We start from the raw sequence: 17,023 nt of genomic DNA on the forward strand, positions 1-17,023 counted from the left end.
CGATGTCCCCGGTCTAATTTGTAAAGGATGTACCGGTCTCTACAGTGAGGGGCCTTTGATCTGGCTTTAGCTTTAGCTTTAGCTTTGGCTTTGGCTTTGGCTTTTGATCTTGATGTGGCTTTTGATTTTTTGCCCCATCGGCAGGCCGAGCGAAGGTGTTCATCCGGGGGTTAGGCGCGCAGCGCCGTGCGGCGTAGCCGCATACATCGAGAGGAGGTGCAGCGAAGCAAACCGTAGGCGATGCCCCCGGATGGACACCGTAGCGAGGGAACACTGAGCCTCAGCGAAGTGCCGTACGCCAGGGGCAAAGCCTTTTGGTTCCTTTTTGGCGTTTGAAAAAGGGACTCGCTGTAAGAGCGAAACCGCCAGCGGCAGCACCCGCAGCAACGGATATGTCCCCAATTACAAAACCGCGAAAGCACAAACAAAAACGGCCCCTATATAAATAGAGGCCGTTCCCGGTACAACGCTAAGAAATTATCGCAAGACAAGTCTTATTTGCGGTCTTCCAGCTTGGTAATGTCACGCGACTCATAGCCGGTGTACAACTGGCGCGGACGGCCAATCTTGTACGGGCTGGAGAGCATTTCTTTCCAGTGGGAGATCCAGCCAACAGTACGTGCCAGCGCGAAAATCACGGTGAACATGCTAGTCGGAATGCCGATTGCCTTGAGGATGATCCCCGAATAGAAGTCGACGTTCGGGTACAGCGAGCGCTCGATGAAGTACGGGTCGGTCAGCGCGATCTCTTCCAGGCGCATGGCCAGTTCGAGTTGCGGATCGTTGTTGATGCCCAGTTCCTTCAGTACTTCGTCGCAGGTCTGCTTCATCACAGTCGCGCGAGGGTCGCGGTTCTTGTAAACGCGGTGACCGAAGCCCATCAGTTTGAACGGATCGTTCTTGTCCTTGGCCTTGGCGATGAACTTGTCGATGTTCGACACATCGCCAATCTCGTCAAGCATGGTCAATACGGCTTCGTTCGCACCGCCGTGGGCAGGGCCCCACAGTGCGGCGATACCAGCGGCGATACAGGCGAACGGGTTGGCACCCGAAGAGCCGGCCAGGCGCACGGTGGAGGTCGATGCGTTCTGCTCGTGGTCGGCGTGGAGGATGAAGATCCGGTCCATGGCCTTGGCGAGCACCGGGCTGATCGGTTTGATCTCGCACGGGGTGTTGAACATCATGTGCAGGAAGTTTTCCGCGTACGTCAGGTCGTTGCGCGGGTACATCATGGGCTGGCCCATGGAGTACTTGTAAACCATCGCTGCCAGGGTCGGCATCTTGGCAACCAGGCGGATCGCGGAGATTTCGCGATGCTGCGGGTTATTGATGTCCAGGGAGTCGTGGTAGAAGGCCGAGAGGGCGCCGACTACACCGCACATGACGGCCATCGGGTGGGCGTCGCGACGGAAACCGTTGAAGAAGGTTTTCAACTGCTCGTGAACCATCGTGTGGTTTTTCACGGTGCTGACGAACTGGGCCTTCTGTTCTGCGGTCGGCAGTTCGCCGTTGAGCAGCAGGTAGCAGGTTTCCAGGTAGTCCGACTTTTCAGCCAGTTGTTCGATCGGGTAGCCGCGGTGCAACAGAATGCCGTTGTCGCCGTCGATATAGGTGATCTTCGACTCGCACGAGGCGGTCGACATGAAGCCTGGGTCGAAAGTGAAGCGGCCCGTGGCCGTCAGGCCCCGAACATCGATTACATCGGGACCAACGGTGCCGGTTAAAATGGGCAGCTCGACGGGGGCTGCGCCCTCGATGATCAACTGCGCTTTTTTGTCAGCCATGTGGCCTCCTATTTATGCTTGAACCATCAGACAGACCCCCCACGCAGGGCCCGCACCACTATAGTGAGATAAATTCGAATGTCAATTTGCCTAAAGTCTTGCTCCAGAAGGCTTTAAGCGCACTTTTTCCTCGAAATTGACTGCCATTTACGCCTTTTATACGAGTTGTGCAATCAGCTATTTGGGGTAGGTGATTGCGTTGTCATTAGTAGCCTAACTGTCTATACTCGGCCACCGACCGCCATGGGCTTTTGGGCCTGCTTTATTGGGGGTCGCATCCCTGGGTGGTGGTTACCTGACCAGTGCACTCCCCAACAACTTTGCCCTGATTGTTAGGGGCTCTTCAGTGTGAAAAAAAAGCCGTGAAAAGCCAACGACCTGTAAACCTAGACCTAAGGACCATCAAACTCCCCATCACCGGCGTTACGTCGTTTCTTCACCGTGTTTCCGGCATCATCCTCTTCCTGGGTATCGGCTTCATGCTTTATGCATTGGGCAAGTCTCTGGGTTCCGAGGAAGGTTTTGCCGAAGTGAAGGCATGCTTGACCAGCCCGCTGGCCAAGTTCGTAGCATGGGGCCTCCTGTCCGCTCTGCTGTATCACCTGGTAGCCGGTGTGCGCCACTTGATCATGGACATGGGCATCGGTGAGACGCTGGAAGGCGGCCGCCTGGGCTCGAAAATCATCATCGCCATTTCCGTGGTGCTGATCGTTCTGGCAGGAGTTTGGATATGGTAACCAGCGTTACGAACCTTTCGCGTTCGGGCCTCTATGACTGGATGGCGCAACGTGTGTCTGCGGTTGTTCTCGCGGCTTATTTCATTTTCCTGATCGGATACCTTGCAGCGAATCCGGGCATTGGCTACGACCAGTGGCACGGCCTGTTCGCTCACAACGGGATGCGTATCTTCAGTCTGCTGGCCCTCGTTGCCCTTGGCGCTCACGCCTGGGTCGGCATGTGGACCATCGCGACCGACTACCTGACGCCAATGGCGCTGGGCAAGTCCGCGACCGCAGTACGTTTCCTTTTCCAGGCAGTTTGCGGCATCGCGATGTTCGCTTACTTCGTCTGGGGTGTGCAGATTCTCTGGGGTATCTGAGTCATGGCTAACATTCCAACGATTTCTTTCGACGCCATCATTATTGGTGGTGGCGGTGCCGGCATGCGCGCTGCGCTGCAACTGGCACAGGGCGGTCACAAGACTGCCGTGATCACCAAGGTTTTCCCGACCCGTTCGCACACTGTATCCGCCCAGGGCGGTATCACCTGCGCAATCGCGTCCGCTGACCCGAACGATGACTGGCGCTGGCACATGTACGATACCGTCAAGGGTTCCGACTACATCGGTGACCAGGACGCTATCGAATACATGTGTCAGGAAGGCCCGGCTGCCGTTTTCGAACTGGACCACATGGGTCTGCCGTTCTCGCGTACCGAGCAAGGCCGTATCTATCAGCGTCCGTTCGGTGGTCAGTCCAAGGACTACGGCAAGGGCGGTCAAGCTGCACGTACTTGCGCGGCGTCCGACCGTACCGGTCACGCGCTGCTGCACACCCTTTATCAGGGCAACCTGAAAGCCGGTACCACGTTCCTGAACGAGTACTACGCTGTCGACCTGGTGAAAAACCAGGAAGGCGAATTCGTCGGTGTGATCGCGATCTGCATCGAAACCGGCGAAACCACCTACATCCGCGCCAAGGCCACTGTATTGGCTACCGGCGGTGCAGGTCGTATCTACGCTTCCACCACCAACGCCCTGATCAACACCGGTGACGGCGTCGGCATGGCTCTGCGTGCTGGCGTACCGGTACAAGACATCGAAATGTGGCAGTTCCACCCGACCGGCATCGCCGGCGCCGGTGTACTGGTTACAGAAGGTTGCCGTGGTGAAGGTGGTTACCTGATCAACAAGCACGGCGAGCGTTTCATGGAGCGTTATGCTCCGAACGCCAAAGACCTTGCCGGTCGTGACGTGGTTGCTCGCTCGATGGTTAAAGAAATCATCGCCGGCAACGGTTGCGGTCCGAATGGCGACCACGTAATGCTCAAACTCGACCACTTGGGCGAGGAAGTGCTGCACAGCCGTCTGCCAGGCATCTGCGAACTGTCGAAGACTTTCGCTCACGTTGACCCGGTTGTTGCGCCAGTTCCGGTTGTTCCGACTTGCCACTATATGATGGGCGGCGTTGCCACCAACATTCATGGTCAGGCGATCACCCAGGACGCCGACGGCGTCGATCAGATCATTCCTGGTCTGTTCGCAGTAGGTGAAGTGGCTTGCGTATCGGTACACGGTGCCAACCGTCTGGGCGGCAACTCGCTGCTCGACCTGGTGGTATTCGGCCGCGCTGCCGGCCTGCACCTGGAAAAAGCACTGACCGACGGCATCGAATACGACGACGCTACCGAAGCCGATATCGAAGCAGCCCTGTCGCGTCTGAACGCGCTGAACAGCCGTACCGACGGCGAAGACGTCGCTACCCTGCGTCGCGAGCTGCAGAGCTGCATGCAGAACTACTTCGGTGTATTCCGTACTGGCGAATACATGCAGAAGGGTATTGCTCAGCTGGCCGATCTGCGCAAGCGTATCGCCAACGTGAAGATCAACGATAAGTCGCAGGCGTTCAACACTGCCCGTATCGAAGCGCTGGAACTGCAAAACCTGCTGGAAGTGGCTGAAGCTACCGCCATCGCGGCCGAAGTACGTAAAGAGTCCCGCGGTGCTCACGCCCGTGAAGACTTTGAAGACCGTGACGACGAAAACTGGCTGTGCCACACCCTGTACTTCCCGGGTGACAAGCGCGTCACCAAGCGTGCCGTGAACTTCTCGCCGAAGACTGTTCCGACTTTCGAACCTAAAGTCCGGACTTATTAAGGGTGACCGCCATGTTGCAAGTCAGTGTTTATCGCTACAACCCTGATCAGGACGCTGCGCCGTTCATGCAGGAATTCCAGGTCGATACCGGTGGTAAAGACCTGATGGTGCTGGACGTGCTGGCCCTGATCAAAGAGCAGGACGAGGGTTTCTCCTATCGTCGCTCTTGCCGTGAAGGCGTCTGCGGCTCCGACGGCATGAACATCAACGGCAAAAACGGTCTGGCGTGCATCACGCCGCTGTCCGCCGTTGTAAAAGGTAACAAGCTGATCGTTCGTCCGCTGCCAGGTTTGCCGGTTATCCGTGACCTGGTCGTCGATATGAGCATCTTCTACAAGCAATACGAGAAGGTGAAGCCTTACCTGCAGAACGACACGCCGGCTCCGGCCATCGAGCGTCTGCAGTCGCCAGAAGAGCGTGAAAAACTCGACGGTCTGTACGAGTGCATCCTGTGCGCTTGCTGCTCGACCTCTTGCCCGTCCTTCTGGTGGAACCCGGACAAGTTCCTGGGTCCAGCTGCGCTGCTGCAAGCCTACCGCTTCCTGGCAGACAGCCGTGACACCAAGACCAACGAGCGTCTGGCTTCGCTCGATGACCCGTTCAGCGTCTTCCGCTGCCGGGGCATCATGAACTGCGTCAACGTATGTCCGAAAGGCCTGAACCCGACTAAGGCCATCGGTCACATCCGTAACATGCTGCTTTCGAGCGGCGTGTGATTCAGCTGCTGTAACCGCTGTACCGTAGAGGCTGTGGCGCGGGCTTCAACCCGCGTCATGGCTATAACCAGAGCAGTAGCCACAAGCTGCCGCTCTTATTTTGAAGAAATGAGACAAGCAGGGGCATCCGGGCTGGTACCCGGACTATCAGTGTGATCCTAAGTGGCTTGTTTTAGTCGCTGCATTCGGACTTCTGCAAGTTTGCTCGGTGTCGACACCGATGGTGTTCCCCTAACCGAGGGTGACCAAGCATGCAAGAAAGCGTGATGCAGCGCATGTGGAACAGCGCCTACCTTTCAGGTGGAAACGCTGCCTATGTGGAAGAGCTTTATGAGCTCTACCTGCACGACCCTAACGCTGTGCCAGAAGAGTGGCGCACCTACTTTCAGAAGTTGCCTGCCGACGGCAACTCTGCCACTGATGTTTCGCACTCCACAATTCGCGATCATTTCGTGCTGCTGGCAAAGAACCAGCGCCGCGCCCAACCGGTTTCCGCCGGCAGCGTGAGCAGTGAGCACGAGAAGAAGCAAGTTGAAGTGCTGCGATTGATCCAGGCCTACCGTATGCGTGGCCACCAGGCAGCCCAGCTTGACCCGCTGGGACTGTGGCAGCGTCCTGCACCTGCAGACCTGTCGATCAATCATTACGGCTTGACCAATGCCGATCTTGATACGACCTTCCGTGCCGGCGACCTGTTCATCGGCAAAGAGGAAGCGAGCCTACGCGAAATTCACGAAGCGTTGCAGCAGACATATTGCCGCACCATCGGCGCTGAATTTACGCACATCACCGATTCCGAGCAGCGCCAGTGGTTCCAGCAGCGTCTGGAAAGCGTGCGTGGTCGTCCGACTTACTCCGCCGACATCAAGAGCCACCTGCTTGAGCGCGTGACTGCCGGTGAAGGCCTGGAAAAATACCTGGGCACCAAATACCCGGGCACCAAGCGTTTCGGTCTGGAAGGCGGCGAAAGCCTGATTCCGATGCTCGACGAACTGATCCAGCGTTCCGGTTCCTACGGCACCAAGGAAGTCGTCATCGGCATGGCCCACCGTGGTCGTCTGAACGTGCTGGTCAATACCTTCGGCAAGAACCCGCGCGAGCTGTTCGACGAGTTCGAAGGCAAGAAGAAGGTCGAGCTGGGTTCCGGTGACGTCAAATACCACCAGGGCTTCTCGTCCAACGTGATGACCGCCGGCGGTGAAGTTCACCTGGCCATGGCGTTCAACCCGTCCCACCTGGAAATCGTTTCCCCGGTGGTAGAAGGTTCGGTTCGCGCCCGTCAGGATCGTCGTAACGACCCGACCGGTGAGAAGGTTCTGCCGATCTCCATCCACGGTGACGCTGCATTCGCAGGTCAGGGCGTGGTCATGGAAACCTTCCAGATGTCGCAGACCCGCGGTTTCAAGACCGGCGGTACCGTGCACATCGTGATCAACAACCAGGTCGGTTTCACCATCAGCAACCCGCTGGACTCGCGTTCCACCGAGTACGCCACCGACGTTGCGAAGATGATCCAGGCACCGATCCTCCATGTGAATGGTGATGATCCGGAAGCCGTGTTGTTCGTGACCCAGCTGGCCATCGACTACCGCATGCAGTTCAAGCGTGACGTGGTAATCGACCTGGTCTGCTACCGTCGTCGCGGCCACAACGAGGCCGACGAGCCAAGCGGTACCCAGCCTCTGATGTATCAGCAGATCACCAAACAGCGCACCACCCGTGAGCTGTACGCTGATCGTCTGACCCAGGGCGGTGTACTGGACGCAGAGCGTGTTCAGGCGAAAGTCGACGAATACCGTAACGCGCTGGACAACGGTCTGCACGTCGTGAAATCGCTGGTCAAAGAGCCGAACAAAGAACTGTTCGTAGACTGGCGTCCGTATCTGGGCCACGCCTGGACTGCGCGTCACGACACGCGTTTCGATCTGAAGACCCTGCAAGAACTGTCCGCCAAGCTGCTGGAAATTCCGGAAGGCTTCGTGGTTCAGCGTCAGGTTTCGAAGATCTACGAAGACCGTCAGAAGATGCAAGCCGGCGGCCTGCCGATCAACTGGGGTTACGCCGAAACCATGGCGTACGCGACCCTGGCGTTCGAAGGTCACCCGATCCGCATGACCGGTCAGGACATCGGCCGCGGTACGTTCTCGCACCGTCACGCTGTGTTGCACAACCAGAAAGACGCGGGCACCTACATTCCGCTGCAGCACCTGTACGACGGTCAGCCACGTTTTGACCTGTACGACTCGTTCCTCTCGGAAGAGGCGGTACTGGCGTTCGAATACGGTTATTCGACCACCACGCCGGATGCGCTGGTGATCTGGGAAGCCCAGTTCGGCGACTTCGCCAACGGTGCACAGGTTGTAATCGACCAGTTCATCACCAGCGGCGAGCACAAGTGGGGCCGTCTTTGCGGTCTGACCATGTTGTTGCCACACGGTTACGAAGGTCAGGGTCCTGAGCACAGCTCGGCACGTCTTGAGCGTTACCTGCAATTGTGCGCCGAGCACAACATTCAGGTCGCCGTGCCGACCACGCCAGCACAGATCTACCACTTGCTGCGTCGTCAGGTCATTCGTCCGCTGCGCAAGCCGCTGATCGTGCTGACTCCAAAGTCGCTGCTGCGCCACAAGCTGGCCATCTCGACCCTGGAAGATCTGGCCGAAGGTTCGTTCCAGACCGTGATCCCGGAAATCGATACTCTGGACCCGAAAAAGGTCGAGCGTGTTGTTCTGTGTAGCGGCAAGGTCTACTACGACCTGCTGGAAAAACGCCGTGCCGAAGGCCGTGAAGATATCGCCATCGTGCGGATCGAGCAGCTGTATCCGTTCCCTGAGGACGACTTGAAAGAAGTCCTGGCTCCATACACCAACGTCAAACATGCCGTTTGGTGTCAGGAAGAGCCGATGAACCAGGGCGCTTGGTACTGCAGCCAACATCACTTGCGTCGCAGCATCGGTAACCTCGACAAGTCTCTCGTACTTGAGTACGCGGGCCGTGAGGCTTCTGCTGCACCTGCTTGTGGTTACGCATCGATGCACGCCGAGCAGCAGGAAAAACTGCTGCAAGATGCTTTCACTGTTTAACGCCTTCGCGCTGACTGAAACCGAATTTTAAGGACCCACAGATAATGGCTATCGAAATCAAAGCCCCGTCATTCCCGGAATCGGTTGCCGATGGCACCGTTGCCACTTGGCACAAGAAACCAGGTGAGGCCGTCAAGCGTGACGACCTGATTGTCGACATCGAAACCGACAAAGTCGTACTCGAAGTCCTGGCTGAAGCTGACGGCGTGTTGGGCGCAATCGTTGCCAACGAAGGCGATACCGTTCTTTCCAACCAGGTACTGGGCTCGATCGAAGAGGGCAGCGCTGCCGCTGCTCCAGCCGCCGCTGCTGCTCCGGCTGCTGCTGCCGCTCCAGCTGCTGGCGAAGGTGAAGACGATCCTGTTGCTGCTCCGGCTGCGCGCAAGCTGGCTGAAGAAAACGGCATCAACATCGCTTCCGTTGCCGGCACCGGCAAAGGCGGTCGTGTGACCAAGGAAGACGTGGTGGCTGCTGTTGCTGCGAAGAAAGCCGCTCCGGCTGCCGCGCCTGCCAAGGCTGCTGCGCCTTCGGCTGCCGCTCCGGTGTTCGCCGCTGGCGACCGCATCGAGAAGCGCGTACCGATGACCCGCGTTCGTGCCACCGTGGCCAAGCGTCTGGTTGAAGCACAGTCGAACATGGCGATGCTGACCACTTTCAACGAAGTCGACATGACCGAAGTCATGGCCCTGCGTTCGAAGTACAAGGATCTGTTCGAGAAGTCCCACAACGGCGTACGCCTGGGCTTCATGTCGTTCTTCGTCAAGGCCGCTACTGAAGCGCTGAAACGCTTCCCGGCTGTCAACGCGTCGATCGACGGCGGCGACATCGTTTACCACGGCTACGCGGACATCGGCGTTGCCGTTTCCAGCGATCGTGGTCTGGTTGTACCGGTTCTGCGTAACGCCGAACTGATGAGCCTGGCTGAAATCGAAGGCGGCATCGCCACCTTCGGCAAGAAAGCCCGTGACGGCAAACTGTCGATGGACGAGATGACCGGTGGTACCTTCACCATCACTAACGGTGGTACCTTCGGTTCGATGATGTCGACCCCGATCGTCAACCCGCCGCAGGCAGCGATTCTGGGCATGCACAACATCATCCAGCGTCCTATGGCCATCAACGGTCAGGTCGTTATCCGTCCGATGATGTACCTGGCACTGTCCTACGATCACCGTCTGATCGATGGCAAAGAAGCTGTAACCTTCCTGGTGACCATCAAGAACCTGCTGGAAGATCCGGCTCGTCTGTTGCTGGATATCTGATAGAAGCAGCTGCGGGCTTCAAGTTTCAAGCTGCACGAAAGGGCAGCTTGGCTTGGAGCGCGCGGCTTGAAGCTTTTCGCTAAAGAGGATTTTTTGAATGTCGCAGAAATTTGACGTAGTAGTGATCGGTGCTGGCCCTGGTGGCTACGTGGCTGCCATCAAGGCGGCGCAGCTGGGTCTGACCACTGCCTGCATCGAGAAGTACACCGACGCTGAAGGCAAGCAAGCCCTGGGCGGCACCTGCCTGAACGTGGGCTGCATTCCTTCCAAGGCGCTGCTCGACAGTTCTTGGAAATACAAGGAAGCGAAAGAAAGCTTCAACGTTCACGGTATCTCGACTGGCGAAGTCAAAATGGACGTCGCTGCGATGGTTGGCCGCAAGGCTGGCATCGTCAAGAACCTGACCGGCGGCGTTGCCACTCTGTTCAAGGCCAACGGCGTTACTTCGATCCAGGGCCACGGCAAACTGCTGGCTGGCAAGAAAGTCGAAGTCACCAAGCCAGACGGCTCGGTTGAAGTTATCGAAGCTGAAAACGTCATTCTGGCTCCAGGCTCGCGTCCGATCGACATTCCACCGGCTCCGGTTGATCAGAAAGTCATCGTTGATTCGACTGGCGCTCTGGAATTCCAGTCCGTACCTAAGCGTCTGGGCGTGATCGGCGCTGGCGTGATCGGTCTGGAACTGGGTTCGGTGTGGTCGCGTCTGGGTTCTGAAGTAGTCGTCCTGGAAGCACTGGACACCTTCCTGATGGCAGCGGACACCGCTGTTTCCAAGGAAGCGCTGAAAACCCTGACCAAACAGGGTCTGGACATCAAACTGGGCGCTCGCGTCACTGGCTCGAAAGTGAACGGCGACGAAGTCGTTGTGAACTACACCGATGCCAACGGCGAACAGACCATCACTTTCGACAAGCTGATCGTAGCCGTTGGTCGCCGTCCGGTGACCACTGATCTGCTGGCTGCCGACAGCGGCGTGACCCTCGACGAGCGCGGCTTCGTGCACGTTGACGATCACTGCGCGACCACCGTACCGGGCGTTTTCGCCATCGGTGACGTGGTTCGCGGCATGATGCTGGCTCACAAGGCATCCGAAGAAGGCATCATGGTTGTCGAGCGCATCAAGGGCCACAAAGCCCAGATGAACTATGACCTGATCCCTTCGGTTATTTATACTCACCCGGAAATCGCGTGGGTTGGCAAAACCGAGCAGGCCTTGAAAGCTGAAGGCGTTGAAGTTAACGTCGGCACCTTCCCGTTCGCCGCTTCCGGCCGTGCCATGGCCGCCAACGATACCGGTGGTTTCGTCAAGGTCATCGCTGATGCCAAGACTGACCGCGTATTGGGCGTGCACGTGATTGGCCCGAGCGCTGCAGAACTGGTTCAGCAGGGCGCGATCGGTATGGAATTCGGCACCAGCGCTGAAGACCTGGGCATGATGGTTTTCTCCCATCCGACCCTGTCTGAAGCCTTGCACGAAGCTGCTCTGGCTGTGAATGGCGGCGCCATCCACATTGCCAACCGCAAGAAGCGTTAAGACACAATAAGAAACCACGGCGGTAACGGCCCGTCGTGAGCCTTGCGAGCAAGTCTCACCGCGGAATGTCCGCTGGACGCAGTCTTGCGTAGCTGCACCGGGTATCCGGAAAGGCTACGCAAGCAGCAGTCACAGGTGGCGCGGCACTCAAACGAGCGCAGCGCCGAATGCGCAGTACCTAACGAAGACGGTAAAAAGCATGAATCTTCACGAGTATCAGGGTAAGCAGCTGTTCGCTGAATACGGCCTGCCAGTTTCCACTGGTTATGCAGTAGACACCCCGGAAGCAGCAGCAGAAGCTTGCGACAAAATCGGCGGCAGCGAGTGGGTTGTCAAAGCCCAGGTCCACGCCGGTGGTCGCGGTAAAGCGGGCGGCGTCAAGCTGGTTCGCAGCAAAGAAGACGCCAAAGCCTTCGCACAGCAGTGGCTGGGCAAGCGTCTGGTGACTTACCAGACTGACGCCAATGGCCAGCCAGTCACCAAGATCCTGGTTGAATCGTGCACTGATATCGCTAAAGAGCTGTACCTGGGCGCTGTCGTTGACCGTTCGAGCCGTCGCATCGTGTTCATGGCTTCCACCGAAGGTGGCGTGGACATCGAGAAAATCGCTCACGACACTCCAGAAAAAATTCTGAAAGCCACTATCGATCCACTGGTTGGCGCTCAGCCATTCCAGGGTCGCGAGCTGGCATTCCAGCTGGGTCTGGAAGGCAAGCAGGTTGCTCAGTTCGCCAAGATCTTCGTAGGTCTGGCCAAACTGTTCAAGGATCACGACCTGGCTCTGCTGGAAGTGAACCCGCTGGTGATCAAGGCTGACGGCGATCTGCACTGCCTGGACGCCAAGATCAACATCGACGCCAACGCCATGTACCGTCAGCCTAAGCTGAAGACTTTCCACGATCCGTCGCAAGACGATCCGCGCGAAGCGCACGCTGCCAAGTTCGAACTGAACTACGTAGCACTGGAAGGCAACATCGGCTGCATGGTCAACGGTGCTGGCCTGGCCATGGGTACCATGGACATCGTCAACCTGCACGGCGGCAAGCCAGCCAACTTCCTCGACGTAGGTGGTGGCGCTACCAAAGAACGCGTAACTGAAGCGTTCAAGATCATCCTGTCCGACACCAATGTCGCTGCAGTACTGGTCAACATCTTCGGCGGCATCGTTCGCTGCGACATGATTGCCGAAGGCATCATCGGCGCTGTGAAAGAAGTCGGCGTGAAAATCCCGGTTGTTGTTCGTCTTGAAGGCAACAACGCTGAGCTGGGCGCTAAAGTACTGGCAGAAAGCGGTTTGAACATCATCGCTGCTACCAGCCTGACCGACGCTGCTCAACAAGTTGTCAAAGCTGCGGAGGGCAAATAATGAGCGTCCTGATCAATAAAGACACCAAAGTTATCTGCCAGGGTATTACCGGTTCGCAAGGTAGTTTCCACACCCAGCAAGCCATCGAATACGGCACCAAGATGGTTGGCGGCGTAACTCCGGGCAAAGGCGGCACCGAGCACCTGGGTCTGCCAGTGTTCAACACCGTCAAAGACGCAGTAGCGGCCACTGGCGCTACCGCCAGCGTGATCTACGTTCCGGCTCCTTTCTGCAAAGACTCGATCCTGGAAGCGGCATTCGGCGGCATCAAGCTGATCGTCTGCATCACCGAAGGCATTCCTACCCTGGACATGCTGGACGCTAAAGTTAAGTGCGACGAGCTGGGCGTAGTCCTGATCGGCCCTAACTGCCCAGGCGTGATCACTCCAGGCGAATGCAAGATCGGCATCATGCCAGGTCACATTCACTTGCCAGGCAAGGTCGGTATCGTTTCGCGTTCCGGCACCCTGACCTACGAAGCTGTTAAGCAAACTACTGACGCCGGTTTCGGTCAGTCGACTTGCGTCGGCATCGGTGGTGACCCGATCCCGGGTTCGAACTTCATCGACATCCTGAAGCTGTTCCAGGAAGACCCGAAGACCGAAGCGATCGTGATGATCGGTGAGATCGGCGGTTCGGCTGAAGAAGAAGCGGCTGCCTACATCAAGGCACACGTGACCAAGCCGGTTGTTTCCTACATCGCTGGTGTGACTGCTCCTCCGGGCAAGCGCATGGGCCATGCTGGCGCAATCATCTCTGGCGGCAAAGGCACTGCAGACGAGAAATTCGCTGCACTGCAAGACGCAGGCGTTAAAACCGTGCGTTCGCTGGCAGACATCGGCAAGGCCCTGGCCGAGCTGACCGGTTGGGCTGTCAAGTAAGCCTCGCGCTTAGCTGACGCTTTACCAAACAAAGGCCACCTTCGGGTGGCCTTTGTCGTTCAAGAGCAGCTGCAAGCTGCAAGTTTCAAGCGACAAGCTTTTTTCTTGCAGCTTGAAACTTGTAGCTTGCAGCTGCTTTTCATACATAAACGCGACACAGAAACGTCGCGTATCGGATAGTTCGCCCTCTAACAGTGCGTTCGCCAGCCAAATTCGTTAGGCTAGCAGCCATTTTTGCGTCTGCCGCCCACAAGGCATGCAACGCGCTTTAAGGGTCAGTCCCATACGGATCGACAGCATTTCCCTAATTACACAGGGCAATCCCCCTCTAAATTCCGATTCAGTAGTGTGGTATTACCTTAATGAAAGTTTTGAAAGGTCAGGACATCCTGGCACTTGGTTTTATGACATTTGCCCTGTTCGTTGGGGCTGGCAACATTATTTTCCCGCCTATCGTCGGCTTGCAGGCCGGACCTCACGTCTGGATGGCCGCGCTGGGCTTCCTGATCACCGCAGTGGGTCTGCCGGTGATCACCGTCGTTGCGCTGGCCAAGGTCGGTGGGGCGATGGATGCACTGAGCAGCCCGATCGGCAAGATCGCTGGCGGCATTCTGGCTGCGGCGTGCTATCTGGCGGTCGGCCCGTTGTTCGCCACTCCGCGTACCGCGACCGTGTCCTTCGAAGTGGGTCTGGCGCCGCTGACTGGCGAAAGCCCGCTGGCACTGTTCCTCTACAGTTCGGTGTACTTCCTGCTGGTGTTCTTCATCTCGCTCTACCCTGGACGTTTGCTGGACACCGTGGGCCGTTTCCTTGCGCCATTGAAGATCATCGCACTGGCGGTGCTCGGTATCGCGGCATTCGCCTTGCCGGCGGGTGACATCGGCCACGGCACGCCTGAGTACGTGGCGGCACCGTTCTCCCAAGGCTTCATCAATGGTTACCTGACCATGGATACCCTGGGCGCGCTGGTGTTCGGCATTGTCATCGTTAATGCGATCCGCTCCCGTGGCGTCGAGTCGCCAGCGCTGATCACCCGTTACGCCATCATCGCTGGCCTGATCGCCGGTGTCGGTCTGGCGCTGGTGTATGTCAGCCTGTTCCGTCTCGGTTCCGGCAGCCATGAAGTGGCCGTGGGCGCGACCAACGGCGCAGCGGTATTGCACGCCTATGTGCAACACACCTTCGGTTCGCTGGGCAGCGGTTTCCTCGCGGTGCTGATCTCGCTGGCCTGCCTGGTAACGGCGGTCGGTCTGACCTGTGCTTGCGCTGAATACTTCAGCCGTGTGCTGCCACTGTCCTACAAGACCCTGGTGATCATTCTGGCGGCGTTCTCGCTGCTGGTGTCCAACCTGGGCCTGACCAAGCTGATTGCTTTCTCGATCCCGGTGCTGACTGCAATCTATCCGCCGTGCATCGTGCTGGTGGCGCTGAGCTTCTGCAAAGACTTCTGGAATGAACACGGGCGCATTCTCGGTCCGGTGATGTTGGTGTCGTTCGTGTTCGGCACCATCGACGCGCTGAAAGGCGCAGGTCTGGCTGACTGGATGCCATCGCAGTTGTCCCACCTGCCGCTGAGCGAGCAGGGCCTTGCATGGCTGGTGCCGTGTGTGATGACCCTGGTGGTTGCAGTGGTTTGCGACCGCATGCTCGGCAAGCGCAGCGAAGCGGTTGCCTGACGTTTGCTGGCCCGCCACAAGCGGGTCTCGAGCGATTAAACAGAAATGCCCCGTATCAATCGATACGGGGCATTTTTTATGGGCGTCATGCAGTGTCTTTTTCCCTGAGCTAACGTCGAAGGGTTGCCGAAATCTTAATGTGGGAGCGAGCCTGCTCGCGAAAGCGGCGTATCACGCAACATTGATGGCGGCAGACACAACTCTTTCGCGAGCAGGCTCGCTCCCACAAGTAATCAGTGCCGTGTACACACCTCACAGGGAATTGCATGTCGTTCATCCAAGCCAACCTGATCCACCTGCTCGCCGCCGTCTGGTTTGTCATCTGCTGGGGTGGTTATACCCGTTATGCTTCCTGGAAGGCCCGCGATACTGCGTGCCTGGCCAGCGTGTTGCACCTGTACCGCGAAGACTGGATGCGCCGCATGCTGCTGCGTGACAACCGCATCGCCGACGCCAGTGTGATCGGTAACCTGGAGCGCAACGCCTCGTTCTTCGCCTCCAGCACATTGATTATTCTCGCCGGTATTCTCACCGTGCTTGGCGCGTCAGAGCGTGCGGTGTCGTTGCTGGCAGACATCCCGATGGTGCAGCAGGCGTCGCAGGGCATGTCGGAAATCAAGTTGCTGTGTCTGGCGATGGTGTTCGTCTACGCCTTCTTCACTTTTAGCTGGTGCATACGTCAGTACAACTTCGCGGCGGTACTGGTGGGTTCGGCGCCGATGATCGGTGAGCGGCAGGTGTCGGAGCAGGAGCGCAAGGCCTTCGCCTTGCGGGCAGCGCGGGTGATTTCAATGGCGGCCAACCAGTTCAACTTCGGCTTGCGTTCTTATTATTTCGGCATGAGCATGCTGGCCTGGTTCGTCAGTCCGTGGTTGTTCATGCTGATGAGCGCCGGCGTCGTCGTTGTGCTGTATCGCCGCGAGTTTCACTCCGACGTGCTCGATGTCATGGTCTATACCCCTACAGAAGCCCCCCTTCCCGAAACAAACAGAGAGGTCGCTTGATGAGTATTCCGTTCTGGTGTGTGTTTATCAGTGCACTGTTGATCTATATCGCACGTATGCCGGTAGGCAAAGCGATGAAAGAGCAGGGGGGTTACAACAATCACCTGCCGCGTCAGCAACAGGCGCAATTGACTGGTTACGGCGCGAGGGCGCTGGCGGCTCACCAGAACAGTATCGAAGCCTTCATCTTGTTTGCAGTCGGTGTGTTGATGGCGCACACCACGCAAACGGCAGGCTGGCTGATCGATACATTGGCGATCGTCTTCGTGATCGCGCGGATCCTCTTCTTGTGGTTCTATCTGGCCGATCTGCCCAAGCTGCGCAGTCTGGTCTGGCTAGTTGGTTTAGTCTGTTCGTTGTTGCTGATGATTAGTCCGACTTTTAGAACTGTCTTGCTCTAAAGCGACCCTGGCGTTAAATGACAGGCAAAAGAAAACCCGCACTTGGCGGGTTTTCTTTTTTCTGCAGCAAAAAGCGAATTATTGCTTCTTGGCAGCTTCTTCTTGAGCGGCGGCGTTCGATTCAGCCTGAGCTTTGGCAGCTTCGGCGTTTTCTTTCGCAGCGTCGTTCACTTTATCCTGAGCTTTGTTCATGTCTTGCTGAGCTTGTTCAGCATGTTGGTTGGCATCTTGAGCTTTGTCCTCGGATTTTTTATCGCAGGCAGCGAGACCGAGGGAAGCGGTCAACATCAAGGCAATAGCTAAAGTCTTACGCATGGGGTGTTTCTCCTTATGGAAAGTAACTACTGGCCTTAAGAACCTGGCGCTACAGGTTAAGTTCCTCATTTCTTTCAGATATATAAGTTTGTTTTTACACGGAACTTTTGCTGTTTTGCATACTAC

14 protein-coding genes are annotated in these 17,023 nt (G+C 57.3%); 12 read left to right on the forward strand and 2 right to left on the reverse strand.

Annotated features, from left to right (window positions below):
* Positions 1-494 precede the first annotated feature (494 nt).
* The gene (gene gltA, locus BK670_RS10050) at positions 495-1,784 is read right to left on the reverse strand and encodes a citrate synthase (protein ID WP_003222994.1); all 1,290 of its coding nucleotides are present in this window, start codon (positions 1,782-1,784) and stop codon (positions 495-497) included.
* A 362-nt stretch (positions 1,785-2,146) separates the two neighbouring features.
* On the opposite strand from gltA, the gene sdhC reads away from it, so the two are divergent.
* The 12 genes from sdhC to BK670_RS10110 all read left to right on the forward strand — a co-directional run bounded on the left by sdhC (position 2,147) and on the right by BK670_RS10110 (position 16,582).
* Positions 2,147-2,521, forward strand: coding sequence for a succinate dehydrogenase, cytochrome b556 subunit (gene sdhC, locus BK670_RS10055; RefSeq protein ID WP_038363944.1), 375 nt, complete (start codon positions 2,147-2,149; stop codon positions 2,519-2,521).
* Positions 2,515-2,883 (forward strand): succinate dehydrogenase, hydrophobic membrane anchor protein, encoded by a 369-nt coding sequence (gene sdhD, locus BK670_RS10060; protein WP_007919900.1) that lies wholly within the window; start codon positions 2,515-2,517, stop codon positions 2,881-2,883. The genes sdhC and sdhD overlap by 7 nt, the downstream gene beginning before the upstream one ends.
* A 3-nt stretch (positions 2,884-2,886) precedes the next feature.
* Positions 2,887-4,659, forward strand: a complete 1,773-nt coding sequence (sdhA, locus tag BK670_RS10065; RefSeq protein ID WP_123449642.1) for a succinate dehydrogenase flavoprotein subunit — start codon at positions 2,887-2,889, stop codon at positions 4,657-4,659.
* A gap of 11 nt (positions 4,660-4,670) precedes the next feature.
* Positions 4,671-5,375, forward strand: coding sequence for a succinate dehydrogenase iron-sulfur subunit (locus BK670_RS10070; protein WP_038364054.1), 705 nt, complete (start codon positions 4,671-4,673; stop codon positions 5,373-5,375).
* Between the two features lie 251 nt (positions 5,376-5,626).
* Positions 5,627-8,458, forward strand: a complete 2,832-nt coding sequence (locus BK670_RS10075) for a 2-oxoglutarate dehydrogenase E1 component (RefSeq protein ID WP_123449643.1) — start codon at positions 5,627-5,629, stop codon at positions 8,456-8,458.
* Positions 8,459-8,502: 44 nt separating this feature from the next.
* The gene (odhB, locus tag BK670_RS10080; RefSeq protein ID WP_123449644.1) at positions 8,503-9,720 is read left to right on the forward strand and encodes a 2-oxoglutarate dehydrogenase complex dihydrolipoyllysine-residue succinyltransferase; all 1,218 of its coding nucleotides are present in this window, start codon (positions 8,503-8,505) and stop codon (positions 9,718-9,720) included.
* Positions 9,721-9,817: 97 nt separating this feature from the next.
* Entirely contained in the window at positions 9,818-11,254 is a 1,437-nt protein-coding gene (gene lpdA, locus BK670_RS10085; protein ID WP_007919881.1) for a dihydrolipoyl dehydrogenase, read from the forward strand.
* Between the two features lie 199 nt (positions 11,255-11,453).
* The gene (gene sucC / locus BK670_RS10090) at positions 11,454-12,620 is read left to right on the forward strand and encodes an ADP-forming succinate--CoA ligase subunit beta (protein ID WP_007919879.1); all 1,167 of its coding nucleotides are present in this window, start codon (positions 11,454-11,456) and stop codon (positions 12,618-12,620) included.
* On the forward strand, positions 12,620-13,501 hold the full coding sequence (sucD, locus tag BK670_RS10095; RefSeq protein WP_007919877.1) for a succinate--CoA ligase subunit alpha: 882 nt from the start codon (positions 12,620-12,622) through the stop codon (positions 13,499-13,501). The genes sucC and sucD overlap by 1 nt, the downstream gene beginning before the upstream one ends.
* Positions 13,502-13,863: 362 nt before the next feature.
* Complete coding sequence (gene brnQ, locus BK670_RS10100) at positions 13,864-15,177, forward strand: branched-chain amino acid transport system II carrier protein (RefSeq protein ID WP_123449645.1); 1,314 nt, start codon at positions 13,864-13,866, stop codon at positions 15,175-15,177.
* A 266-nt stretch (positions 15,178-15,443) separates the two neighbouring features.
* The gene (locus BK670_RS10105) at positions 15,444-16,181 is read left to right on the forward strand and encodes a DUF599 domain-containing protein (protein WP_123449646.1); all 738 of its coding nucleotides are present in this window, start codon (positions 15,444-15,446) and stop codon (positions 16,179-16,181) included.
* On the forward strand, positions 16,181-16,582 hold the full coding sequence (locus BK670_RS10110) for an MAPEG family protein (protein WP_123449647.1): 402 nt from the start codon (positions 16,181-16,183) through the stop codon (positions 16,580-16,582). Before BK670_RS10105 ends, BK670_RS10110 begins: the two co-directional genes overlap by 1 nt.
* A gap of 78 nt (positions 16,583-16,660) precedes the next feature.
* On the opposite strand, the gene BK670_RS10115 is transcribed toward BK670_RS10110, so the two are convergent.
* Positions 16,661-16,897 carry a hypothetical protein gene (locus BK670_RS10115; protein ID WP_007959016.1) on the reverse strand — a complete coding sequence of 79 codons (237 nt, stop codon included), beginning with the start codon at positions 16,895-16,897 and terminating at the stop codon, positions 16,661-16,663.
* Positions 16,898-17,023 lie beyond the last annotated feature (126 nt).

Origin of the sequence: Pseudomonas fluorescens, from assembly GCF_003732425.1 — a bacterium.
Taxonomy (GTDB): Bacteria; Pseudomonadota; Gammaproteobacteria; order Pseudomonadales; family Pseudomonadaceae; genus Aquipseudomonas; species Aquipseudomonas fluorescens_BE.